Annotated in this window: 25 protein-coding genes; 18 read left to right on the top strand and 7 right to left on the bottom strand. The window is 35.8% G+C overall.

Translation table 11 applies throughout. The features are described 5' to 3' along the window. The first annotated feature begins 7 nt into the window (after positions 1-7). Positions 8-952 carry an LCP family protein gene (locus AC3WJF_RS01635; protein ID WP_492449354.1) on the top strand — a complete coding sequence of 315 codons (945 nt, stop codon included), beginning with the start codon at positions 8-10 and terminating at the stop codon, positions 950-952. A 171-nt stretch (positions 953-1,123) separates the two neighbouring features. Continuing rightward, positions 1,124-2,305: an FtsW/RodA/SpoVE family cell cycle protein gene (locus AC3WJF_RS01630; RefSeq protein WP_492449353.1), complete on the top strand. Its 1,182-nt coding sequence runs from the start codon at positions 1,124-1,126 to the stop codon at positions 2,303-2,305. Between the two features lie 172 nt (positions 2,306-2,477). Here the strand turns inward: AC3WJF_RS01630 and AC3WJF_RS01625 are convergent, their stop codons facing one another. Next, positions 2,478-2,792 carry a thioredoxin family protein gene (locus tag AC3WJF_RS01625; RefSeq protein ID WP_492449352.1) on the bottom strand — a complete coding sequence of 105 codons (315 nt, stop codon included), beginning with the start codon at positions 2,790-2,792 and terminating at the stop codon, positions 2,478-2,480. Between the two features lie 218 nt (positions 2,793-3,010). On the opposite strand from AC3WJF_RS01625, the gene AC3WJF_RS01620 reads away from it, so the two are divergent. Continuing rightward, a complete protein-coding gene (locus tag AC3WJF_RS01620; protein ID WP_492449351.1) occupies positions 3,011-4,201 on the top strand; it encodes an FtsW/RodA/SpoVE family cell cycle protein in 1,191 nt (396 codons plus the stop codon). 238 nt (positions 4,202-4,439) lie between these two features. Here AC3WJF_RS01620 and AC3WJF_RS01615 read toward each other — a convergent pair whose 3' ends face one another. The 3 genes from AC3WJF_RS01615 to AC3WJF_RS01605 are packed head-to-tail and all read right to left on the bottom strand — an operon-like array spanning position 4,440 to position 8,134. Next, a complete protein-coding gene (locus AC3WJF_RS01615; RefSeq protein WP_492449350.1) occupies positions 4,440-5,507 on the bottom strand; it encodes a Ger(x)C family spore germination protein in 1,068 nt (355 codons plus the stop codon). Next, the gene (locus AC3WJF_RS01610) at positions 5,504-6,598 is read right to left on the bottom strand and encodes a GerAB/ArcD/ProY family transporter (RefSeq protein WP_492449349.1); all 1,095 of its coding nucleotides are present in this window, start codon (positions 6,596-6,598) and stop codon (positions 5,504-5,506) included. Before AC3WJF_RS01610 ends, AC3WJF_RS01615 begins: the two co-directional genes overlap by 4 nt. A gap of 24 nt (positions 6,599-6,622) precedes the next feature. Further along, positions 6,623-8,134, bottom strand: a complete 1,512-nt coding sequence (locus AC3WJF_RS01605) for a spore germination protein (protein WP_492449348.1) — start codon at positions 8,132-8,134, stop codon at positions 6,623-6,625. A gap of 229 nt (positions 8,135-8,363) precedes the next feature. On the opposite strand from AC3WJF_RS01605, the gene AC3WJF_RS01600 reads away from it, so the two are divergent. Beyond that, the gene (locus AC3WJF_RS01600; protein WP_492449347.1) at positions 8,364-8,507 is read left to right on the top strand and encodes a hypothetical protein; all 144 of its coding nucleotides are present in this window, start codon (positions 8,364-8,366) and stop codon (positions 8,505-8,507) included. A gap of 129 nt (positions 8,508-8,636) precedes the next feature. On the opposite strand, the gene AC3WJF_RS01595 is transcribed toward AC3WJF_RS01600, so the two are convergent. The 3 genes from AC3WJF_RS01595 to AC3WJF_RS01585 form a co-directional block, all read right to left on the bottom strand. After that, positions 8,637-8,972 (bottom strand): spore coat protein, encoded by a 336-nt coding sequence (locus AC3WJF_RS01595; RefSeq protein WP_492449346.1) that lies wholly within the window; start codon positions 8,970-8,972, stop codon positions 8,637-8,639. A 182-nt stretch (positions 8,973-9,154) separates the two neighbouring features. Further along, complete coding sequence (locus tag AC3WJF_RS01590; protein WP_492449345.1) at positions 9,155-9,478, bottom strand: hypothetical protein; 324 nt, start codon at positions 9,476-9,478, stop codon at positions 9,155-9,157. A gap of 325 nt (positions 9,479-9,803) precedes the next feature. After that, entirely contained in the window at positions 9,804-9,938 is a 135-nt protein-coding gene (locus AC3WJF_RS01585; protein WP_492449344.1) for a YuzL family protein, read from the bottom strand. 290 nt (positions 9,939-10,228) lie between these two features. On the opposite strand from AC3WJF_RS01585, the gene AC3WJF_RS01580 reads away from it, so the two are divergent. The 14 genes from AC3WJF_RS01580 to sufU all read left to right on the top strand — a co-directional run bounded on the left by AC3WJF_RS01580 (position 10,229) and on the right by sufU (position 24,660). Then, positions 10,229-12,613 (top strand): 3-hydroxyacyl-CoA dehydrogenase/enoyl-CoA hydratase family protein, encoded by a 2,385-nt coding sequence (locus tag AC3WJF_RS01580; RefSeq protein WP_492449343.1) that lies wholly within the window; start codon positions 10,229-10,231, stop codon positions 12,611-12,613. A gap of 60 nt (positions 12,614-12,673) precedes the next feature. Further along, positions 12,674-13,852, top strand: a complete 1,179-nt coding sequence (locus AC3WJF_RS01575) for an acetyl-CoA C-acetyltransferase (protein WP_492449342.1) — start codon at positions 12,674-12,676, stop codon at positions 13,850-13,852. A 43-nt stretch (positions 13,853-13,895) separates the two neighbouring features. Further along, the gene (locus AC3WJF_RS01570; protein ID WP_492449341.1) at positions 13,896-15,680 is read left to right on the top strand and encodes an acyl-CoA dehydrogenase FadE; all 1,785 of its coding nucleotides are present in this window, start codon (positions 13,896-13,898) and stop codon (positions 15,678-15,680) included. Positions 15,681-15,802: 122 nt separating this feature from the next. Beyond that, positions 15,803-17,146 (top strand): glycosyltransferase family 2 protein, encoded by a 1,344-nt coding sequence (locus AC3WJF_RS01565; protein WP_492449340.1) that lies wholly within the window; start codon positions 15,803-15,805, stop codon positions 17,144-17,146. A gap of 106 nt (positions 17,147-17,252) precedes the next feature. Beyond that, the gene (locus tag AC3WJF_RS01560) at positions 17,253-17,609 is read left to right on the top strand and encodes an arsenate reductase family protein (RefSeq protein ID WP_492449339.1); all 357 of its coding nucleotides are present in this window, start codon (positions 17,253-17,255) and stop codon (positions 17,607-17,609) included. Between the two features lie 167 nt (positions 17,610-17,776). After that, entirely contained in the window at positions 17,777-18,160 is a 384-nt protein-coding gene (gene gcvH / locus AC3WJF_RS01555; RefSeq protein WP_492449338.1) for a glycine cleavage system protein GcvH, read from the top strand. A gap of 56 nt (positions 18,161-18,216) precedes the next feature. Continuing rightward, complete coding sequence (locus tag AC3WJF_RS01550) at positions 18,217-18,531, top strand: thioredoxin family protein (protein WP_492449337.1); 315 nt, start codon at positions 18,217-18,219, stop codon at positions 18,529-18,531. A 325-nt stretch (positions 18,532-18,856) separates the two neighbouring features. Further along, positions 18,857-19,216, top strand: a complete 360-nt coding sequence (locus tag AC3WJF_RS01545) for a hypothetical protein (protein ID WP_492449336.1) — start codon at positions 18,857-18,859, stop codon at positions 19,214-19,216. Between the two features lie 413 nt (positions 19,217-19,629). Further along, on the top strand, positions 19,630-20,061 hold the full coding sequence (locus AC3WJF_RS01540) for a hypothetical protein (protein WP_492449335.1): 432 nt from the start codon (positions 19,630-19,632) through the stop codon (positions 20,059-20,061). Positions 20,062-20,529: 468 nt separating this feature from the next. Further along, positions 20,530-20,691: a YuzK family famiily protein gene (locus AC3WJF_RS01535; RefSeq protein ID WP_492449334.1), complete on the top strand. Its 162-nt coding sequence runs from the start codon at positions 20,530-20,532 to the stop codon at positions 20,689-20,691. A gap of 200 nt (positions 20,692-20,891) precedes the next feature. Continuing rightward, the gene (gene sufC / locus AC3WJF_RS01530) at positions 20,892-21,677 is read left to right on the top strand and encodes a Fe-S cluster assembly ATPase SufC (RefSeq protein ID WP_492449333.1); all 786 of its coding nucleotides are present in this window, start codon (positions 20,892-20,894) and stop codon (positions 21,675-21,677) included. Between the two features lie 16 nt (positions 21,678-21,693). Then, positions 21,694-23,004 carry a Fe-S cluster assembly protein SufD gene (sufD, locus tag AC3WJF_RS01525; protein WP_492449332.1) on the top strand — a complete coding sequence of 437 codons (1,311 nt, stop codon included), beginning with the start codon at positions 21,694-21,696 and terminating at the stop codon, positions 23,002-23,004. Then, complete coding sequence (locus AC3WJF_RS01520) at positions 23,004-24,233, top strand: cysteine desulfurase (protein WP_492449331.1); 1,230 nt, start codon at positions 23,004-23,006, stop codon at positions 24,231-24,233. Before sufD ends, AC3WJF_RS01520 begins: the two co-directional genes overlap by 1 nt. Further along, positions 24,223-24,660, top strand: coding sequence for a Fe-S cluster assembly sulfur transfer protein SufU (sufU, locus tag AC3WJF_RS01515; protein ID WP_492449330.1), 438 nt, complete (start codon positions 24,223-24,225; stop codon positions 24,658-24,660). The genes AC3WJF_RS01520 and sufU overlap by 11 nt, the downstream gene beginning before the upstream one ends. The last annotated feature ends 53 nt before the right edge of the window (positions 24,661-24,713 follow it).

Genomic DNA, 24,713 nt, shown 5'->3' with positions numbered 1-24,713 from the left:
AGTTTAAATGAAACAAAAAGTAAAAAAGCGGCCAAAAATACGTAAGTGGATACGAAACTTTCTTATATTTATAATCGTCTTTATTATTGCAGGGGTTGTTTATTGGATATATCAATATAATAAAGGATTAGCTGAAGCTTCTGATGGGAAATTTAAAAATGATGGAGAAACTTTTGAACCCTTCCAAGGTAAAGATCCCCAATTTGGAGAAATAAATGTTTTGTTAATTGGAACAGATACTAGAGGTGGTGATCGTGGGAATTCTGATTCAATAATGATCGCACACTATAATCAGAAATCTCATGCACTGAAGATAACATCTATTATGAGAGATACTTATGTGAATATACCGGGTCATGGGATGAAAAAAATTAACGCTGCATTTCCTCTAGGTGGACCAGAATTACTAAGAAAGACGATTAAACAAGAATTTAATATTGACTTAAATTACTATGCTGTTGTTGATTTTGATGGATTTGCAAAGATTGTTGATATCATTGCACCTAAAGGGATAGAGGTTAACATCCCATATAAAATGTCGTATGGAATTGGGATGACATTAAATCCGGGCAAACAAGTATTACATGGCAAAAAACTTTTAGGGTATGTGCGTTTTCGTCATGATCGTTTAAGTGACTTCGGACGTGTGGAAAGACAACAAGAAGTAATAGGAAAATTAAAAGACCAAGCAGCATCACTTCACAGTATTATGAACTTACCGAAGATGCTAGGTATTGCAGACCCTTATATTGAAACAAATGTAGATACAGCAACCATTTTAACGATTGGAAAAGGATTAATTATAGGAAAATCTCAAAAAATTGACTCATTAAGAATTCCAGTTAAAGATTCTTATGAGAATGCACGTGTAGATGTAGGTGCCGTTTTAAAAATAGATGTAGAAAAAAATAAACAAGCGTTACAAGAATTTTTAACAGATAATCCACAATAATATCTACTATTGTATTTGGATTTCGGGTACGACCATCATTCAGTAGGGACTGTTTTCGAATGGATTGTATAAAATCCCAAAGCCGATTTTTACCAATATATGGTTGTTATCTTTAGATTTCGTTTACAAAAGCAACAATGTTTAAGAAAAGAGCCTTAGTAGGAGTTTAACATGAAGACTGAAAATGATTTTTTGAAAAGATTGGATCCAACAATAATTTTTATAATTTTTCTGTTTGCTGTTTTTAGCATAGTTTTTATCCATAGTAGCCAACAAACCGGACAATATGGAAATGATAATTTTGCTTTGAAACAAGGTATTAATTATGTGATAGGCTTCATCCTCTTATTTGCTATTGCATATTTGGATCCAGATCAAATCCAAAGATTAGGTTGGCCACTATATATTATTGGTTTTGCATCGATTGTTATCCTTGCATTGCCTTTGCCGGATTCCATTGCACATCCAATTTTGGGGGCTAAGAGATGGTATCAGATTCCAGTCCTAGGATCTATACAACCATCCGAATTTTTTAAGCTCCCCTTGTTAATTGTAACTGCAAATATTGCGATGAAACATAATTCAAAGTATATTCAAAGAACAATTCTTTCCGACTTATTGTTGATTGGTAAAATTTTCTTAGTGACGATCCCACCATCATTATTTGTATATCAACAGCCTGACACTGGAATGGTGTTCTTGTATCTTGCAAGTATTGCAAGTATCATCTTTCTTGCTGGTTTAAATAAAAAATTGGTTGTAGGATTAATTATTGTCCCATTAATTCTATTGTCTAGTATTATATATATTTATTTTCAACACCCCGATATATTATTTAAAGATTTAATTCCAATGTTAAAGCCCCATCAACAAGAGCGTTTGACTGGATGGCTGGAGCCGGATCAAAATCCTAATCAAGGTTATCAGACGAAAAAGGCAATTCTAGCGGTAGGAAGCGGTGAATTGTACGGAAAAGGCATCGGCCATGGAGATGTTTACATTCCTGAAAAGCATACCGATTTTATTTTTGCTACTGTTGCTGAAGAAGGCGGTTTTCTTATGGCCTCTATAGTGATTTGTCTGTTTTTTCTTCTTATGTATCGATTGATTATTATAGGTAACAAAACGAATACTCCTTTTGGAACTTATTTTTGTATTGGAATTGTTGCAGAACTATCGCTGCAAATCTTTCAAAATATTGGGATGATGGTTGGCTTAATGCCTGTGAAAGGAATTTCCTTACCGTTTTTAACGTATGGAGGAAGCTCGTTATTTTCCAATATGCTATTGTTTGGAGCTGTACTATCCATCCGTAAAATGTATGGGAAATACATGTTTGAGACGAAAAGCTAAAAAAAACACGACCAGATTACCTGGTCGTTTTTTTTTTAGTCTCTATCTAGCTCCAGTGCCTATCGGCTAGTGGATTTCTCCATCTCCTCCTTACTATAAGAGGGAGTCAGGTGAAATTGTGAGTACAAATTTCACTCATTCGTACGCTAGAGCTGCGGCACTTGCGCTTTTCTTATTGAGCGTCAAGAAATTCTCTTACTTGTTCAGGTGATTTTGCGTTAGCGCTGTGTAAATGTGCTAGCTTTTCTCCATTTTGGAATATGAGTAAACTAGGGATGCCCATGACGGAATATTTTTCAGCAAGCTCTGGGAAGTTATCACGATTAATTTCATACCATTCATACTGGTTGTAATCCTTTATGACATCGTTAATAAACATATCCATTCTCGTACAATCTGGACACCAACCAGCGAAAAATTTCATGATGACTGGTTTGTCATTAGCTATTAGCTTTTCGAATGTTTCTAGATTTTTAATTTCTTCCATGAAAAATCCTCCTTATTTAAAAGCCTAGTATTTGGCTTTACATTGTTTTCATTAGTATTGTATTCGTTCTAACTATTTCATTCAAACATTTTGTTTAGCAATGACAATCCACATTTTGTGACTTTGTAACATTGACATCCCCCTGTATAATGTTATTATGACTATACTTGTTAAGAATTGAACAAAAAGTTTTTTGAAATGGTAGGAGACGAAACCGTATGACTTCTCAAACAACTAAAACTTCTCAAACAATTAAAACTTCTAAAATAGATTATGGGCTTGTTCTAACATTAATGCTTATGTGCGTAGCTAGTTTAGTGGCTGTTTATAGTGCACAAAAATCTGGGCAGTATTCCGATAACTTTGTATTAAAACAAGCTATTTGGTATGTAGTTGGAATAGGAATTATTGTGTTTGCCATTCGACTAGATTCTGATCAATTAAAAAAATTATCTTGGTATTCCTATGGATTTGGAATTTTATTGTTATTCCTGCTAGTCATCGCTCCAACCTCAATCGCTCCAGATATTAAAGGCGCAAGAAATTGGTTTAAAGTGCCGTTTCTAGGAACATTTCAACCTTCAGAAATAACAAAAGTGTTTTTTATCCTTGCTTTATCAAGATGCATATTAGATCATCATCAAAAATTTATTGTGAAAACATTGAAAACTGATTTTTGGCTTTTAGTGAAGTTAGGAATTATTACAGCTATTCCATCAGCTTTGATTATGTTAGAGCCGGATCTCGGTACCGTATTAGTTTATCTTGCTATTTTACTCGGGGTTATTTTTACATCTGGAATCACATGGAAGTTGCTGATCCCTATATTCGGAGGATTTTCGACACTAGCTGGCATACTTCTATATTTTGTTATATGGGATCCTCAGTTTTTAAGCAAATATTTACATGTGAAACCTTATCAATTCGGTAGAATTTATTCCTGGTTAGATCCTTATAATTATCAAAGTGATTCTGGCTATCAATTGATCAAGTCACTTTTGGCAATCGGATCTGGAGAAACAGTAGGGAAGGGAATTAACAAAATGGATGTCTATTTGCCCGAGAGTCAAACAGACTTCATTTTCAGTGTGATCGGCGAACAATATGGTTTTATTGGCGCAAGTATTGTTGTTAGTTTATTCTTCATGTTGATTTACCATATTACAAAAATAAGTCTTGAAACAAAAAACGACTTCTATTCTTATATTTGCTCTGGTGTCATTGCAATGATTACTTTCCATGTTTTCCAAAATATCGGAATGACGATTGGTCTTTTGCCAATCACTGGGATTCCTTTACCATTCATTAGTTACGGAGGAAGTTCGCTGATGGGGAATATGCTTGCAATCGGTTTAGTGTTTTCTATGCGATACCATTACAAAAAATATATGTTCTCTACTAAAATTTAAGATCATTAATAAAAACAGCCTGTTAATAAGAATTTTCTTATTAACAGGCTGTTTTCATATAATAGTTTTGATAAATAATATTGTCGGCTGGAAATCAACAATAATCATTAACAAAGCAAATGTAAAAAATAGATTGTTGGTCATTTGCATAAACATGTCATAGTTTTGTGCAATAAAAGCAAAAGAAGAGCTCATGAGACAATATATTACTCTCGAAAGGAGCTCATGATAGTATTATTTACTCAACTGTACCACTTTCTACAATTGTTACTTTTGGAATCACTTTAAAGGTCACATTTTTGTAATTCGAATTCCACCATCTATCCCAGTCGAAATGCCTTGATACGTTTTCAACTCGCTCTCCAACTCCAACAGGGTCAATTTTATGTTTTTGAAAATCCACTAATAAGGCTTTCGTTTCTTTTTTTATTTTTTCATTAAATGCCTTTTCAAATTTATCCATTATTTCATTAGTAATCTTTTCACCAGTATATTCACGAATTATGCCTTCAATATTGATATGAACAATAATTTCGTAAGGATTCTTTTTTTTATTTACTTTAATGGTATTACTAGAATTAATACTTCTAACCACAACTTCTTGATTTTTCATTTTGACTGTTTGGTTTCCTGCACTATGCCTATCAACTAAAAGCTTAAAATAGAACATTTTACTTGGAGGGATATCCATGACAAGCCTTTTGGAATTAAATAGGGCTATCCCATTAATTTCTAGTTCGTTTTTATTTACCTGTTTAATAATAGGTAAATAAGTAGTTCTTCCTTTTTCAAATAGATAGGCACTAAATAAATGTAAGTTTTGCCTTGGAACATCAAGATACTTCATATTGTGATCTAGAAGGTCTTTAATATATATCCCATTCCCCGTACTCCCATACGTCCCCATCAAAAGATCAGAAGTTCTACCATCCACTACAGCTAGATGTATCCGCGAACCAATGTTAGGATCTCTCTGCAAGGAATCGATTAAATGAAAGAATCCACGTTTTGCAATATCCTTTCCGAATAACACGACTTGAAGACTTCCAGTCACTAGCGGTTGATCCGATTTCTTTTCAAGCTTCTCCAAAATATCACGGCTAACCTTAGCATTTGTAATAAGAATATTATTCGTAACACTTTTATCCGGCATATAAGTTGGATAAAGGACAGTTCCTTCAATTTTTCCGTCTGTTAAGTCAAAGCCAACTGCTGTTTCAATATTTTGTTTATCGATGATTTCTTGCTGGACACATCCACTTAAAAAAATACTCATAATAAGGTATAGTATAGAGATTTTTTTCATGAATTTTTTTTCACCTTCCTTACGATTGCTACAAAAAGAAACAGAATCGGTAGATATATGAAATTGATGAGAAATCCTATATTGCCAACGACGTTTTCTAGCATTTCCAAATGTAATCTTGTCTTAAATATAGGACAACAAATAAGGATAATGCCACTTAATACCCAGACACCATATTTTTGTTTCAAATTAATGGTTCTTTTTAACAAGCGACTCGCACTCCAAAGTGATATACAAACATTTGGCAAAATAACTAAGCACCAGTTAGCAATCCCAATATATTCGAAACGTTCCAAGACAGGAAGGTGTACTATTTTAAAAATTGTTAATGTGGACCAAACATCCTTTTGCAACTGCTCTAGTCCGTAAAAGGAAAAGGAAATAATTGTAATATAAAAATAGAAAAGGGTTGTAAATAATAACGCCATTTGTGCACTCTTTTTGGATTTTTTCGGTTCTTTTATATAAGGATAATAAATCATGACGGTTTCATAGCCCGTAAATGTTAAAGACATTGTTTGGGATGCTTGTAATACATCTTTAACAGAATGATTAAAGAGTGGCAAGAAATGTCGAAAGTCAGCAAAAGGGATAGCAAAACCAAAAATATAAATGATATAAAAGGGAAGTACAAAGGAAAAAAAAGCAATCCCTACAACCGTTCGGATACCGCCAGTAATAATATAAATGCATAGTAAAAGATAAAGAAATGCGAACCAAAAGGTACTTAAATCGGGAAACATCCATACTTGAATTACCTCGATATAAGTACGCAGAATGGTTGTAACTAAAATGGAAAAATAAAATATAAAAGACAGATTCAGTATTTTTGTTAGCCATTTGCCAAACACAAATTGATGAATATCATGAAGATCCCCATCGACTACTTCCAATTGCTTATATATGAACCACATCAATATATTAGTTGCAATTCCAGCAAGAATTACTGATTGCCATGAATCATAACCGGCAGTTTGTACAATATTTCTTTGGAAACCAAGAGCCCCAATTCCAATCTGCATGGAAGCAATAGTGAAGAATAAAAAATATGGGGAAAACTTCCTGCTCTCCGGAATGGATTGAGGTTGCATACCATGACCTCCGACTCCTATTAGCTACTCATCAATATCTTTTTTCCGGTTTCCTTCTTTTGGTGGAAAGCGTTCGGTGTCTTGCGTTTGCAAATAAACCGGGCGAAATACTTGCTTATTAAAGCCTAAGCGGACAATTGTATCTTTCAAATCAGGAAAGCGCAAAGGATATAATGGCTCAAGAAATGGCCTTCCTAAAGATGTTAAACGAATCAAATGTGTTAAAAGAATACAAAAACAAAATACAATTCCTAGCAGTCCCCATAACTGTGCAAAAAGTAAAAACGGAAAACGAATGGTACGAATGGTGTTACCAATTTTGTAAACAGGTGTCGTAAAGGATGCTAGTGCTGCTAAGGCTACTAAAATAAGAAGAACATTACTCGTAAATCCTGCATCCACTGAAGCCGTTCCAATAACGATACCGCCCACGATACCGATTGTTTGCCCGATCTTCGTAGGCAGTCGTGCTCCAGCTTCTCGCAAGAGCTCAATCGTTAGTTCGAGAACAAGTGCTTCTAAGATAGGTGGAAAAGGGACTCCTTGGCGTGAACTAATTAACGTCGCCATTAGGTTGGTTGGGATTAAATGATAATGATACGTCAACGCTGCCACATATAAAGGTGTGACCAAAATGGAAAATAGTACGGAAAAGATCCGTAAAAGCCTAAAGAAGGTAGCAATGCCCCAGTTAATATAATAATCTTCGAATGATACAAAAAATTCGACAAGGGTGGTTGGCCCAATTAAGGCATGCGGTGACCCATCTACTATGATGACAGCTTTTCCCTGACTTAATACTCCAGCAGCCCGATCTGGTCTTTCCGTATCCAAAAAGGTCGGAAAGGGTGATGAATGATTATCAGATAAAAGCTGTTCGATAAAGGAACTATCACTAATCGCATCAAAATCAACTGCTTTTAATCTCTGTCTAATAGTCTCAACATTTTCCGAATTTGCCGTTCCATTTATATAAAGCAGGGCTATTTTGGTTTTTGAAAGTGTGCCAACTTTATATTCCTCGACAATAAGATCCTTAATGGGTAATCTTTTTCTTATTAAGTTTAGGTTTTGGTCAATCGATTCAATAAAAGCTTCTTTTGGTCCGATAACACTGAACTCAATTTCAGGTGCACTAACTGCGCGCGTAACTTCCTTTTGTGCAGAAATAAAAGCAAACTTGCTGTCTCTCTCATTCTCTGTTCGAAGTAATACATATCCATTAAATAATTTTTGCTCAATTTGATTTATATCGGTACTTATTTCTATATCCGCTACGGGGATAATTTTATTAATATCATCGATTTTTTCAAACCATTCTTCTAATAAATATGGCAGTACATCTTTTTGCAAAATTTCCTCATCTGTTAAAGTGGAAACAAAATTCAAAGAAAAATGTAAATTTGTTCGAGCGTTAAAATATTTCGCTTCTTTAATATCTTGGGACTTAGGTTGATTATCTTGTGCGTTTTGTTGTTGCTGTTGATTGTTATTCGTTTCTTCTTTCTTTTTTCTTCTTTTTTTAAAAAAGTCCATAACTGTTCACCCGTATTTAATATTGTATGTCACTGAAATATAAGAGAAAATCCAGCCATCCTATCGAACATAGTCTTTACCAATAAAAGGTGTAATATGTAAAAGAAGTGAAAAGAGTAAAAATAGCGGGACTGGAAAAAAAGAATAGTGTCCTTCACAAGGTTCATGAAGGACAAAAAGAAGTGGAGGAAGGATGGAAGTGTCCTTCACAAGGTTCATGAAGGACAAAATGAAGTGGAGGAAAGATAGAAGTGTCCTTCACAAGGTTCATGAAGGACAAAAAGAAGTGAAGGAAGAAAGTGTCCTTCACCAGGATCATGAAGGACAAAAAGAAGTGAAGGAAGGAAGGAAGTGTCCTTCACCAGGATCATGAAGGACAAAAAGAAGTGAAGGAAGGAAGAAAGTGTCCTTCACAAGGTTCATGAAGGACAAAAAGAAGTGGAGGAAGGAAGAAAGTGTCCTTCACAATAATTATGAAGGACAAGATTCTAACAAAAATTAATTAATGCATTTGATTTCCATACGGGAATTGCGAAGAATATTCCTGATGCTTCTGATACGATTGCTGCATTTTTTGCTGGTCAGCTTCTTCAAGCTTATACCAGCCTTTGCGATACATTAGATTATAAATCTCACGCTGTTCATTTTGTGTTTCATTAAAAACGGATAATAGGTCTTGATAGAGGCCTTGGTGGCTAGCTTCATTAAGAGCATTATTATAGGAAGCTGTCATATATTTTTCCATCGATAATAAATCATTCGCAAAATCACGATCATTCATGCGAGGGGTTTTCGGAACCTGTGTTTGCGGATTTATAGCCTTTTGTTGGTTTTGCATTCTATCTCCTCCTGAATTACATCATTTGTTGCTGCTGTTTTCACAATAAATCCAAAAGCCGAGGTTAACCTGTTGTTTTTTATCACTGGTTATTCATTCTAAGTAGTCATGATTTCAGGGCATATTTTTTTACTACATTTTACCCCAAATAAGATTGTACCTAGAATTTCGTATTCAATGGTTTAAGAAAAGAGCCCTTGTTGATTTTGCTGTAATGATTGATTAGCTTGGTTTTGCTGAAAAGCCTGATCTTGATGTTGAAGATGATGCCCGAGATGCCCAAGAATTTGGCTATAGTGGCGTTGGTGCATCTCCCCACATTTTTCACAGGCAGCTTTCATTTCTTGGTCTTGACAGTGCTCAGCTGCAAAATGTGCTTTTTTCATCGCAAGTAAATTCCAAGCTAACATATCATCAATGTAAGACAAATCCTTTGTAGAAATAATGCTTGGTGGCTGATTCATGACTGTTTGCTGATTTTGTTGTTGAAATGGTTGTTGTTCCATAGAAAACCCTCCTTTTTATCGATTTAACCATGTGTATAACTTTTGAAAAGTTGTCTGCGCCTAGCTTCAGGTGAAATTTGTACTTCAATTTCAATAGCGCCTATCGGCTAGTGGATTTCTCCGTCTTCTCCCTACGATAAGTCAACATCAGGTGAAATTGGTACTTCAAATTTCACTCGGTGAAAATGGTAGTTCAATTTTCAATAGCTCGTGAACTACCTCAGCACGGTTTCCTTTATCTCAGTCGATGACTACTCAGGTGAAATTAAACTGCAAATTTCACTCATCCATACGCCGATGGGCAAGGCGCTTACGCATTTGTTTTTTATCGTTTTTTAAATTGGTTATTTTGACTATTCACTTTGCCCCCACCGTCGTTCTCAATCGTAGGGCCAGCGTTACCTTTCACACTGGCAGCACTTACACCAGCTTTGGATGGATTTTTTTTGAGTCTTGCCATTTGTCCTCACCTCCCATATTGATTCTAAAGGTTAGATTCCCCATAACCGATTGAAATATTAGAGAAAAGATAAATAGAAAAATCATTTATTTATAGAAAATGGAAACTGTCTATCATGGGCTAGTCCTGCTTTAGAACTTAAAACCTCAAAATTTTTTGAAAATAAAATATTGATGAAATTTGAATATTCATATATATTAGAAATAGTAAAACTCATTCGTGAGATATTTTTTTGGCAATAAAATGAATGAGTATTCATTCAAAAAAAGTCGTCGAAGGGGGAAATAGCATTGGGTTACAGTATTAAAAAAGCTGCTGTATTAGGTTCCGGTGTCATGGGATCAGGTATTGCTGCGCATTTGGCGAATATTGGGATTCCAACTTTATTGTTGGATATTGTACCGAAAGAACTAACGAATGAAGAAATCACAAAGGGCTTAACATTAGAAGATAAAGTGGTTCGAAATCGTTTGACCAATAATGCGGTCCAAAAATTATTAAAACAAAAACCAGCTCCGTTAACGACAAAGGCAAGCTTAGCATTAATTCAGCCTGGAAATATAGAAGATGACTTAGTGAAGCTTTCAGAAGTAGACTGGGTTATTGAAGTAGTAGTAGAGAACTTGAATATTAAAAAGACTGTTTTCGAACAAGTTGATAAATATCGCAAACCTGGAAGCATTGTAAGCTCCAATACATCAGGAATATCTGTCGAAGCAATGGCAGAAGGTCGTACAAAAGATTTTCAGAAGCATTTCCTAGGTACACACTTCTTTAATCCGCCTAGATACTTAAAATTATTAGAAATCATTCCAACTAAACAAACAGATGAAAATGTTCTTGAGTTTATGAAAACATTTGGTGAAGATGTTCTTGGGAAAGGCGTAGTGCTTGCGAAGGATACGCCGAACTTTATTGGAAACCGGATTGGAACATACGGACTTCTTGTAACCGTTCAAGAGATGCTAAAAGGTGGTTACAGCATTGGCGAAGTTGACTCTGTTACGGGTCCACTGCTTGGTCGTCCGAAGAGTGCAACATTCAGAACGCTAGATGTTGTAGGATTAGATACCTTTATTCATGTAGCTAACAATGTATATGAACAAGTGGAGGGAAAAGAAAAAGAAGTATTCGCCGTTCCTGAGTTCATGAAAAAAATGTTTGAAAATGGCTGGTTAGGAAGTAAATCGGGGCAAGGCTTCTATTTAAAAAAAGGCAAAGAAATATTAGAACTTAATCCAGAAACCTTTGAATATGAAGAACGCAAAAAACTTTCCACACCTTCCATGCAAATGGCGAGCCAACAAAAAGGAACAGCAGCAAAAATGAAAGCGCTTATCTATGCGAAGGATCGAGTAGGCTCCTTACTTTGGAAAACAATCGCTCCAGTTCTTGTCTATTCGGCTGAATTATTGGATGTCATTGCGGACGATATTGTTTCCATCGATAATGCAATGAAATGGGGATTTGGCTGGAAGTTTGGTCCATTTGAAACATGGGATGTAATCGGGGTTGAAAAGTCCGTCCAGCTTATGGAAGAATCCGGATTAACTGTGCCAGCATGGGTAAAAGAAATGCTAGGAAAAGGTATTACTTCCTTCTATAAGGAAGAAGATGGCATCCAATATTATTATCATAATGGTGAGTTCAAAAAGGTTGAACGCAATCCAAAAATAATTGATTTAAGCCAGCTGAAAAAACAAGGTAAGCTGATCAAGAAAAACACAGGTGCCAGCCTCATTGACATAGGTGATGGAGTTGCACTATTAGAATTCCATTCACCAAATAATGCAATCGGTCTCGATATTGTTCAAATGATTAATTTCGCCATTGATGAAGTGGAGAAAAATTACAAAGGACTTGTAATTGGAAATCAAGGTAAAAATTTCTGCGTTGGCGCCAATTTAGCACTTATGCTAATGGAAGCTCAAGATGATAACTTCTTTGAATTAGATATGGTCGTCCGCCAATTTCAAAATGCGATGATGAAAATTAAATATAGTCCAAAGCCAGTTGTAACCGCTCCTTTCCAGATGACCCTCGGCGGCGGAGCAGAAGTTTGTCTTCCTTCTGCACATATTCAAGCAACGATGGAAACATATATGGGGCTTGTAGAAGTAGGTGTTGGTTTACTTCCAGGTGGAGGCGGAAATAAAGAGCTTTACATCAAACATTTGAAAAACATGCCTAATGGTGTTGAGTTCGATTTACAAAAGGTAGCTAATAAAGTATTTGAAACCATTGCAATGGCTAAGGTTTCAACATCTGGTGAAGAAGCGCGCTTGAATAATTTCTTAAGTAAAGTGGACGGAATAAGTGTCAATGCTGATCACCAATTATATGACGCAAAACAAGCTGTTTTAGCACTTCATGCACAAGGCTATAATGCACCTATTCGTATGAAAGTACCAGTAGTAGGAGAAACAGGATATGCAACGCTTTTACTAGGTGCACAAGCAATGCATTTGTCCGGTTATATTTCCGAGCATGACATGAAAATTGCGAAGAAAATAGCTTATGTGCTTGCTGGGGGTAAAGTGCCATACGGAACAGAGGTAGATGAACAATACTTGCTGGATCTAGAAAGAGAAGCATTTCTAAGTCTAATTGCAGAAGGGAAAACACAGCAAAGAATGCAATATATGCTAACAAAAGGAAAACCATTAAGAAATTAAATTTGATTTCTTAAGGATACGACTAAGTGATTTGCAATCATATAGAAAGAAGGGAAGAAAATGCGTGAAGCGGTCATTGTAGCTGGTGCAAGAACACCGGTTGGAAAAGCGAAAAAAGGAACACTTGCCCATGTTCGTCCAGATGATTTAGGTGCTCTAGTCGTAAAAGAAACATTAAAAAGAGCGGGAAACTATGAAGGGAATATCGATGACTTAATAATTGGGTGTGCAATGCCAGAAGCAGAACAGGGATTGAATATGGCTCGTAATATTGGTGCATTAGCTGGCCTTCCGGATACAGTGCCTGCTGTAACCATCAATAGATATTGTTCATCAGGCTTGCAATCGATTGCGTATGGAGCAGAAAGAATTATGCTTGGTTCTTCAGACACAATCATAGCAGGTGGGGCGGAATCTATGAGTCTAGTACCAATGTTTGGGCATACTGTCCGTCCCAATGCAATTTTAGCTGAGACCGCCCCCCAATATTACATGGGGATGGGACATACTGCGGAACAAGTAGCAACCAAGTTTGGGGTTTCACGTGAAGACCAAGATTCCTTTGCAGTTGGAAGTCATCAAAAAGCAGCTAAAGCGATCGCGGAAGGAAAATTCGTGGATGAAATAGTTCCGGTCGATGTAACGCATAGATCAATAGATACCAATAATAAATTAATAGAAAAAAAGGTTTTATTTACAGAAGATGAGGGAGTACGTCCTGAGTCAAATGTAGAGGTTCTAGGAAAGCTTCGCCCATCCTTCTCTGTTACAGGAAGTGTAACAGCAGGTAATTCCTCGCAAACAAGTGATGGGGCGGCAGCTGTACTGTTAATGGATGGGGAGAAAGCAAAATCGTTAGGTTATCAACCAATGGCAAAATTTCGCTCCTTTGCTGTAGCGGGAGTCCCACCTGAAATTATGGGAATCGGTCCAATAGAGGCAATACCAAAAGCTTTAAAAATTGCAGGTCTAGAATTATCGGATATAGGGTTATTCGAATTAAATGAAGCTTTTGCATCACAATCCATTCAAGTAATTCGCAAGCTTGGCTTAAATGAAGAAATCGTTAATGTAAATGGAGGTGCAATTGCTTTAGGACATCCGCTAGGCTGTACTGGAACAAAATTAACGCTTTCATTGATTCATGAAATGAAAAGAAGGGGCGTACAATTTGGTGTAGTAACAATGTGTATTGGTGGTGGAATGGGGGCAGCAGGAATATTCGAACTGATCTCATAAGGGGTCTATATTTTTACAAAATAAATTATGGGAGGAAAAAACAATGTCAAATCAAACAGAGAAATTGATTAAAGGCGGTAGTTTCTTAATAGAAGATATATCGTATGATCGAATTTTCACACCTGAAGATTTTTCTGATGAACAAAAAATGATTGCAAAAACAACCGAGGAATTCATTGATAATGAAGTATTACCACAAGTGGAATACTTGGAAAAACATGAGTTTGATCGTTCTGTCAAATTATTAAAGGAAGCTGGAGAACTTGGCCTACTAGGTGCTGATGTTCCAGAAGAATATGGCGGTCTAGACCTAGATAAAGTTAGTTCTGCACTTATTGCTGAAAAAATGGCAAAGGCAGGTGGTTTTTCTATTTCTCACGGTGCACATGTAGGGATTGGCTCTCTTCCTATTGTTTTATTTGGAAATGAAGCGCAAAAGCAAAAATATTTACCAACACTTGCAACAGGTGAAAAAATCGCTGCCTATGCATTAACAGAACCAAGCTCGGGATCTGATGCTCTTGGTGCAAAAACAGTAGCAAAATTAAATGATGCTGGCACACATTATATTTTAAACGGTGAAAAACAATGGATTACCAATGCAGGCTTCGCAGATGTATTTGTAGTATATGCCAAAATCGATGGGGATAAATTCTCCGCATTTATCGTAGAACGTGAATTTCCAGGGATTTCAACAGGTTCAGAAGAAAAGAAAATGGGCATCAAAAGCTCCTCTACACGTACATTAATTTTAGAGGATGCAGAGGTTCCTGTTGAAAATCTATTAGGAGATATTGGTAAGGGACATAAGATTGCATTTAACATATTAAATATTGGGCGTTATAAACTAGGAGTAGGTACGGTTGGCGGTGCAAAAAGAGCTTTCGAAATTACGGCAAAATACGCTAACGAGCGTAAGCAATTTAAGACACCTATTTCACAGTTCAATTTAACAAAAGAAAAATTGGCAACAATGGCGTCCAAAATCTATGCTTCGGAAAGCTCTGTTTACCGTACAGTCGGTCTCTTCGATGAAAGAATGAGCCAGCTAACGGAAGAGCAATCCAGGAATGGTTTAGAAGTAGCTAATTCTATTGCAGAATATGCGATTGAATGTTCCTTAAACAAAGTATTTGGAACAGAAGTTCTTGACTATGTCGTAGATGAAGGTGTCCAAATTCATGGCGGATACGGTTTCATGGATGAATATGAAATCTCAAGAGCATACCGTGACTCTCGCATCAACCGTATTTTCGAAGGTACAAATGAAATAAATCGTTTGATAGTGCCTGGCACATTCATGAAAAAGGCACTTAAAGGCGAATTGCCACTACTTCAAAAAGCTCAAAGCTTACAAGAAGAGTTAATGATGATGATGCCTGAAGAAGTGAGTGATGCACCATTAGAGCAAGAGAAATATTTAACTCGCCATGCGAAAAAGGTAGCTTTAATGATTGCAGGTCTTGCAGCTCAAAAATTTGGTACGGGTTTAGAACAAGAACAAGAAATTTTAGTTAATATAGCAGACATTGTTTCCCTTGCTTATTCTATGGAATCTGCCGTTCTTCGTACGGAAAAAGCGATTGCGAAGGATGGTGCAGAGAAGAATGCTCAAAAGCTTCTATATACTCAAATATTCTGCCAAGAATCCTTCAATGAAATTGAACTTTTGGCAAAAGAATCATTAGTAGCCATTGAAGAAGGTGACACATTAAGAATGATGTTATCTGCATTACGCAAATTAACACGTCATACACCTATCAATGTTATTGCGAAAAAGCGTAAAGCTTCTGTAAAACTAATTGAAGCGGAAAAATATATTTTATAAGAAATATAAAAGGGCAAACAAATTCCGATTTGTTTGTCTGTTTTTTTGGGAAAATTTTTCATTCTCAACTATAAAAATCAGGACAATCTAATAAGAAAGACTTTTTCTTATTGGGGGCTCTGATGAAATTTACAAACTTGAATCCCATTAGAAGCTTGCAATCAAAAATCTATTTATCGGTGTCTTTTAAGTTTTGGACTAGCCATGCACTAGCACTGCTCTGGATGTTATTCTCCATATATCTTTCCATTCCTTGGATAAGGGACCTTGGCCAGCTGATTACAATACCGATAGCAATTGTCTTAATTTCAGGGATATCCTATATTCCAGGTTATATGAATGCCTTTTTAGTAGTGAGCTTGTTATTTGATCGGCAGCCTCTTTTTAAAGAAGAATATCCTAATACACCAGTTACGATTATTATTGCTGCTTATAATGAAGAAAAAGGGATATATAGCACGTTAAATTATATTAAAAATCAAGATCATAATGGCGATATTCATATAATTGTTGTAAATAATGCATCGAAAGATCGCACCGTTATGGAGGTATTAAGAGCAAAGAAAGAATTGCATTTACATTTAACATTATTAAATGAAGAAAAACCAGGTAAGTTCCACGCTTTGAACAAAGGTCTTCGGTATGTAAAAACAAAAGACGTAATCACCCTAGATGCAGATACAATCATTCATAAATCAGCGGTAAGATATTTAATGGCAAGAATGATAAGCAGCCCACAGGATGTGGTGGCGGTAGCAGGTTCGGTACTTGTTCGCAATAGCAGAGAAAATATTTGGACGATGATTCAAGAGTGGGATTATTTTTTAGGAATTGCCTCTATTAAACGATTACAAGGCTTATATCAGGGTACTTTGGTAGCCCAAGGAGCTTTTAGTTTGTATAAAACAAAATACATTCTAGAAGTTGGGGGATGGCCAGATGCAATCGGAGAAGATATTGTCTTAACTTGGAAGCTATTGGAGAAAAAGAAGAGAGTATTCTTCGAACCATTAGCTGTAGCTTTTACAGATGCACCATCATCCTTGATTCATTTTATACGCCAACGCTCTCGTTGGGCGCGGGGAATGATTGAAGGGTTAAGAGAGATCAAACCGTGGCAGCAGCCCAGAATTTATACAAAGTATTTAACCGGAATTAATTTTGTCATGCCATATTTAGATTTGTGTTACACGCTATTTTGGATTCCAGGTTTGATTTTATCTTTCTTTGGATACTTTTGGATTGTCGGCCCGATGACCCTATTTGTATTACCGTTAACCTTTTTAAGCTTCGGTATTCTGTACTTATATCAAAAAAAGATGGTATTCGGCCCCCTTAATTTGAAAATACGAAAGAATATTATTGGTTTTATTTTATTTATTTTGACCTATCAGATGATTATGTCTCCTGTTTCTACATATGGATATTTGCAAGAATTCTTTCAAGTTAAGCGGAAATGGAAATAGATATAATCATATGATTTGCTTTCTAATTGGAAGGTGAAATAAAATAAATGTCGAATTGCTTCATAGCAACTAGTTTTACTATATATAAGAAAGGTGTGAAACTCAGATGACTTTGACATTTTATTGGTATCCAAAATGCGATACTTGCCGAAAAGCAAAAAAATGGCTAGAGCATCATAGGCTAACGTTTGAAGAAGTACATATTGTCGAATCACCGCCATCAAGACAAGAAATAGAAAAGCTTTACCACATGAGCGGTCTTGACTTGAAAAAGTTCTTTAACACTAGCGGGCAAAAATATCGTGAGCTAGGAATAAAAGATAAAATAAAGTCTGCTACTGAAGAAGAGCTAATAAATATATTAGCATCTGACGGCATGCTAATAAAACGTCCTCTTATTACGGATGGTAATAAAGTAACTGTTGGTTTTAAGGAAGAAGATTTTGAACAAAAATGGCTTTAACATAAAGTATTTTCTTGATTTACATACAGCTTTTATGTAAATATTAACATGATAATGTAATTTGTCATGAGTTCGATGATCGACATTCGTGAGTCAGGTTGGATGGGTACATATTTTTATGGAACTTTCACCTGTAATTTTGAACATTTTGATGGAGGGATTTTTCAATGAGTTTACCAAGTGAACTACGTTATTCAGAAGAACATGAATGGGTGAAAGAAGAGAGCGGCAATGTTCGTATTGGGATTACAGATTTTGCACAATCTGAACTAGGTGACATTGTTTTCGTTGAGCTTCCTGAGGTAGGAGCCGAAATACAAGCAAACGAACCTTTTGGTAGTGTTGAATCCGTTAAAACAGTTTCTGAGCTTTATGCACCAATAAGTGGAAAAGTTGTCGCTGTAAATGAAGATTTAAGTGACAGCCCTGAATTTGTTAACGAATCTCCATATGAAAAGGCATGGATGATCGTGGTTGAACCATCTAATAATGATGAAATCAATGAATTATTAACCGCAGAACAATATCAAGAAATGATTAACGAAGAATAATGAAAAAACACCTTGGGCCACCAGGGTGTTTTTAACATTAGATAGGATGATTGTAAGTGATAGAAATAACGAATGAAGAAATAAGACAGTTGATGGAGAAAAAAGATACATCCTGTGCCCTTTACTTATATACTCCTCTTTGTGGGACATGCCAAATTGCAGGAAGAATTCTTAGTGTAGTCGAAGACCTTTTACCCTCCTATCAAATGTACAAAATGGACTTAAATTACTCTCCAAAGCTTGCAAAGGATTTTCTAATAGAGAGTGTCCCGTGCTTACTTCTCTTTCAAAATGGGAAACTCAAGGAAAAAATCTATGCCTTTCATTCCGTGCCCTTTATTTATGAAAAATTGATTGCTCTTAATAACTAGGATAATAGCAAAATTAGTCAAAAAGTTACATATTTCTCGGGAAATAAGGAGGACAACAGTCATAATTTGATGATTGTTGTTCTTTTTTGTTCTTTGATGCGAAAGTTGTGGATAAATATTAGAAGGAATTTTTCTACATCTACAGTATTTTATTTGTAAATAAAGAACATTTTTGCATTTGTAATCGAGAAACTTATGAATATTTCCTATTAGTTTTAGAATAGATAATCCAAATAAGAAAAAATGCATCGAAACTAAACTATTTACGAAAAGGAACAATTAAAACGAAAATAGCCTAATAAAAAGTTTGGATAGGATGATCTTAATGGAAGTATGTTTAAGTCAATTAAAGTACCATTTTGATTCCCGTAATCATTTACAATCGTTATTACCGAATGAGCCAATTACTTTTTGTATCTGTACGGAAAAGGAAACATGGATAGTAAGTATTTCAAAAAACCAATTTTCATTTGCGAAAAGCGACAAAAAGGAAGATATTTACAGCACGATAACGACTGTAGAATCAGTCGCATTGGTTCTATTAAGTGGCATCATACGTTTATCAACATTAAAAAAACATAATGAAATTGTTTATGAAGGATCATTTCGGAATTTTCTGCTATTAGAATCTATTTTTTGGCTTTGCCGGGACTATAATGAGCATGTTGAGGCTGTAGCCTATTAATGATTCCTCAGAATATAATTTCAAAAGCACCTGTAAAAAAATCTAAGTAGTTCGGTTTTTGTGGAGAAACATTGTAAATAGCATATGTATTAACATACCGTTTATCACAGTAAATTGTATAACCGTTTTCGTTGATATAACAATGTTTTCTAAGAAAATAGACTTAAAATAGCATAGTAAATAGCACCCAAAATAACATATTGACAATAGATATTGTCATCTTGTGAATTAGCGTGCTATTTCACATGTTATTTGGTATGTCAATTTTAGTCTGTTATGAGAAAACACAAGGATTTTTATTATTTGATGGTAAAATAAAGATAGGATTTAGAAAATTTAGTTCTTAAACTAACGGAGGAGCAGGTTACAAAACCAAGATACAAACGAATTATCTCAAAAAAGGAGGGGATTCATTGCATCCAATTGAATTAATTGAATTGATGATAGCCAGTGGAATTTTACTCGTTATTTTATCAGTATCTTTCATTTTGAAAGGAAAATGGAGGAAAATTATTCAGGGATTGGCTGTTGTTTATCTGATTTCTTTTAGTATCTTTTATGTAGTACGTCCATACTGGATTGATTTGCAAATTGAAAATAAAGTAGGTTATTTACAGATGCACTTGGAACAACAGTACCCAGAGGAAACGTGGGTATTTTGGACAGTGCCACATCGTGAGGATGGATATGAAAGTATGATTCCATATACCATTGGTGTAACATTTGATAATGAAGGAGAAGTGGAGTACAAATATTTTGTTCGGAATAAGGATGATATTATTCAAACGGGCTATTCGTCTCAAAACAAATTACAAAGCAACTTATTACATTTAGAAGATGAATAAAAATCTTTTTCAATTGGCATTCCAATGGAACTAAATATTATACTTTATATTCCTATTAACTAATCGATAGCCCCTTAAATTAAATAAGAACAACTCATTAAAACAAAAAGCTTGGGAATATCCCAGGCTTTTTTGCGTGCTAATTATATTGTTGATTCACTTACAATTTAGATTGCAAAATCGTGTGATATTGGGCTGTGTTTTCTGATTTTCTCCACGTTATCTGAACTACTTAAAAAAAATCAAGGTGCTTTTTTTCATACAATCCACCTTTATAGAGCATTTGGAAATATTTCTAAGAATTACTACTATATAATATTGCTTTTAGCGTGGCAGAAGTGCATGTAGTATTTAATGGAACGAAATCGTCTTTGTTATATTATTTTTTTCTTGTTAAGATGAACATCGACAATAAAAAGAAAGGATTGGTTCATTATTAACTCTCTTGAAATCAAGTACACGAATGACATGGAGAAAGCATTGCACAGTGCACATGGTATAGGGTACGAGGTGTACAGACGGGAAGCTCGAGTGAGGATGCAAATCGAGGAGAAAAGAGAGAGAGAGTATATTAACTCTGGGCGTATAATAGCCGATCTTGGACGCAAATTAAATACAGGAATATTTTGACTTCAAAAAGCTGGCGATTTATACGCTGGCTTTTTTGATTACGTCGAAATTAAATGGTAAATTAAATGGTATTAGCAATATACTACAATATTTTTTAATACCGTTCTTGGTTGTTTTTACTTTTAATTTGTTATAAGATTAGAATGAGAATAGATTGAGAATGAGATGTAGAAATTTTTATATACAACGGAGGTATAATCATGGCAGGTTCAACGTTAATTATTAAGGATCTTCATGTTGAAATTGAAGGGAAAGAAATATTAAAAGGTGTTAATTTGGAGATTAAAGGTGGAGACATCCATGCGATCATGGGTCCAAACGGTACTGGTAAATCCACTTTATCTTCTGCGATAATGGGACATCCTAAATATGAAGTAACACAAGGTTCTATCACTTTAGATGGTGAAGATGTATTGGAAATGGAAGTAGATGAGCGTGCACGTGCGGGTCTATTTTTAGCAATGCAATATCCAAGCGAAATTACTGGTGTAACAAATGCTGACTTTTTACGTTCGGCTATCAATGCTAGACGTGAGGAAGGCAATGAAGTTTCATTAATGAAATTTATTCGTGAATTGGATAGCAAGATGGAATTTTTAGAAATGGATCCAGACATGGCACAACGTTATTTGAATGAAGGATTTTCAGGCGGTGAGAAAAAACGCAATGAAATTCTTCAATTAATGATGATTCAACCTAAATTAGCGATTTTAGATGAGATTGACTCTGGTCTAGATATTGATGCCTTGAAGGTTGTTTCAAAAGGAATTAATGAAATGAGAAGTAGCGAATTTGGTTGTTTAATTATCACACACTACCAACGTTTACTTAACTATATTACTCCTGACTTTGTTCATGTTATGATGCAAGGCCGTGTGGTTAAATCTGGTGGTCCTGAGCTAGCACAACGTTTAGAGGCAGAGGGATATGACTGGATCAAGCATGAATTAGGAATTGAAGACGAAACTGTCGGCCAAGAAGCGTAAGATTAGGAGGATTAACATGACTGTAGAGACAAAACTATCCGTGAGTCAGGATTATGTCAGCTCTTTTTCAAAAGAAAAGGGCGAGCCAGAATGGTTTACGAAGCTCCGTGTTGATGCCTTCCAGAAGGCTGAAGAGCTTCCAATGCCAAGACCTGATAAAACAAGAATAACAACTTGGAACTTTACCGGGTTTACTAAGCACGCAGTTGAAAGTGATATGTATACTTCACTAGAATCTTTACCGGAAGATGTCCGTGCTTTAATAGAATTAGAAAACAAGAGCAAGAATCTTTATATTCAACACAATCAAACACCAGCTTATCTTTCTCTTTCCGATGAATTAAAAGAGAAAGGTGTTGTTTTTACAGATATTATCACCGCTGTAAAAGAACATTCCGAATTGGTGCAAAAATACTTCATGCAGGATGCAGTTAAGATTAATGAACATAAATTAACAGCTTTCCATGCAGCCTTAATGAATGGCGGGGTATTTTTATATATTCCAAAAAATGTTGAAATTAAAGAACCAGTACAAACTGTATATGTACATGATCATGACGAAGCTCCACTGTTCAATCATGTTTTAGTTGTGGCGGATGATAATAGTTCTGTAACACTCGTTGAAAATTATGTTTCCACAAATGATAAAGCTAGCGGTATTGTGAATATCATTACCGAATTAGTAGCAAATCCAGGATCAAAAATTTCTTACGGCGCCGTTGATACTCTTGCGGAAGGTGTGACTACTTATGTAAATCGTAGAGGATCGGCAAAACGTGACGCACATATTGAGTGGGCACTTGGAATGATGAACGATGGTAATACGATTTCGGACAATACAACTAACCTTGTCGGTGATGGTGCATTTGCACATGCCAAAACAGTAGTTGTTGGACGGGGTAAGCAAATTCAAAACTTCACGACTCAAATTACTCATTTTGGTAAAAATACAGAAGGTTATATTTTAAAACATGGTGTTATGAAAGATGCTGCATCTTCTATTTTCAATGGAATTGGAAAAATTGAGCATGGTGCATCTAAATCGAATGCTGAACAGGAATCACGCGTTTTAATGCTGAGCGAAAAAGCTCGTGGTGATGCCAACCCTATGCTCCTCATAGATGAGGATGATGTAATGGCAGGACATGCTGCTTCTGTTGGCCGTGTAGATCCAATCCAGTTATATTATTTAATGAGCCGTGGAATCTCACGTAAAGAGGCTGAACGACTAGTTATCCATGGTTTCCTTGCACCTGTTGTTAATCAACTACCAATTGAAGGCGTTAAAAAGCAGCTAACAGAGGTAATTGAAAGGAAAGTAAAATAATGAATGCTAAAGAGATCCGTAAACTGTTTCCAATCCTTAATCAGGAAGTAAACGGACATCCACTAGTCTACTTAGATAGTGCGGCAACATCTCAAAAACCACTTTCCGTTATTGAAGCTGTCAATGAGTATTATCGTCTAGATAACTCGAATGTTCACCGTGGTGTTCATACCCTAGGAACAAGAGCAACGGATAAATATGAAGGCGCTCGTGATAAAGTGCGCAGGTTCATTAATGCAACTTCGAGAGAGGAAATAGTATTCACCCGTGGGACGACTACTTCCATCAACATGATCGCTACAAGCTTTGGAAATGATAATGTCAAAGAAGGCGATGAAATTGTGATCTCCTATATGGAACATCACAGTAATCTCATTCCTTGGCAGCAATTAGCGAAACGAAAAGGCGCCATATTAAAATATGTGCCAATGCAAGAAGATGGTACACTTCGTATGGAAGATATCGAAAAAACGATAACAGACCAAACGAAGATTGTGGCGATTACCCTTGTTTCAAATGTGCTTGGTACGATGAACCCAATTAAAGAAATTGCGAAAGTTGCTCACAGGCATCAAGCTTATATTGTTGTGGATGGTGCACAGGGCGCTCCACATATGAAAGTAGATGTTCAAGATTTAGATTGTGATTTCCTAGCATTTTCAGGTCACAAAATGTGTGGCCCAACAGGTATTGGTGTTATGTATGGCAAGAAACAACTGCTTGAAAACATGGAGCCTGTTGAATTTGGCGGCGAAATGATTGATTTTGTTGATTTATATGATTCAACGTGGAAAGAACTTCCGTGGAAATTTGAAGGTGGAACACCTATAATTGCAGGGGCTATTGGTTTAGGAGCTGCAATTGATTTTCTTGAGGAAATCGGCCTAGATCATATAACAGATCATGAGCACAAGCTAGCAGAATATGCATTGAATAAAATGTCTGAAATAGAAGGTATAGCGATTTATGGACCAAAAGACCCTGCAAAACGTACCGGGCTTATTACCTTTAATATAGAAGTAGTACATCCACATGATGTCGCAACTGTTTTAGATGCAGAGGGGATCGCAGTTCGTGCAGGCCATCATTGCGCCCAACCATTAATGAAATGGTTAAATGTAAGCGCAACTGCACGTGCAAGCTTTTATCTATATAACACCGAAGAAGATATTGACAGACTAGTAGCTGGTCTTGTTAAAACGAAGGAGTATTTTAGCGATGTCCTTTAATAATCTAGATGCATTATATCGAAGAGTTATTATGGATCATTATAAAAATCCAAGAAATAAAGGCAGTTTAGAAAACGGAAATCTTACCATTGATATGAATAATCCAACTTGTGGTGATCGGATTCATTTAACGATGAATGTGGAAAATGGTGTCGTAACAGATGCGAAATTCGACGGAGAAGGATGCTCCATTTCGATGGCATCAGCCTCCATGATGACCCAAATGATTAAAGGAAAAGATGTTGAAACGGCGGAAAAGCTTTCGCATATTTTTTCTGAAATGGTTCAAGGAAAAGAATATGATGATGAGTTTGATTTAGGCGATATGGAAGCACTTCAAGGAGTTTCAAAATTTCCAGCACGCATTAAATGTGCTACATTAGCTTGGAAGGCAATGGAGAGAGGTTTAGGGCAGGAGAATGAGTAAGTAGCTAGAAAAGTGGAAGCGTCTTTCTCATCGGCGTACGGATTTCGTAGTCT

It is taken from the genome of Heyndrickxia sp. FW510-T9 (assembly GCF_058781025.1).
This window is presented reverse-complemented; position numbering and strand designations above follow the sequence as displayed.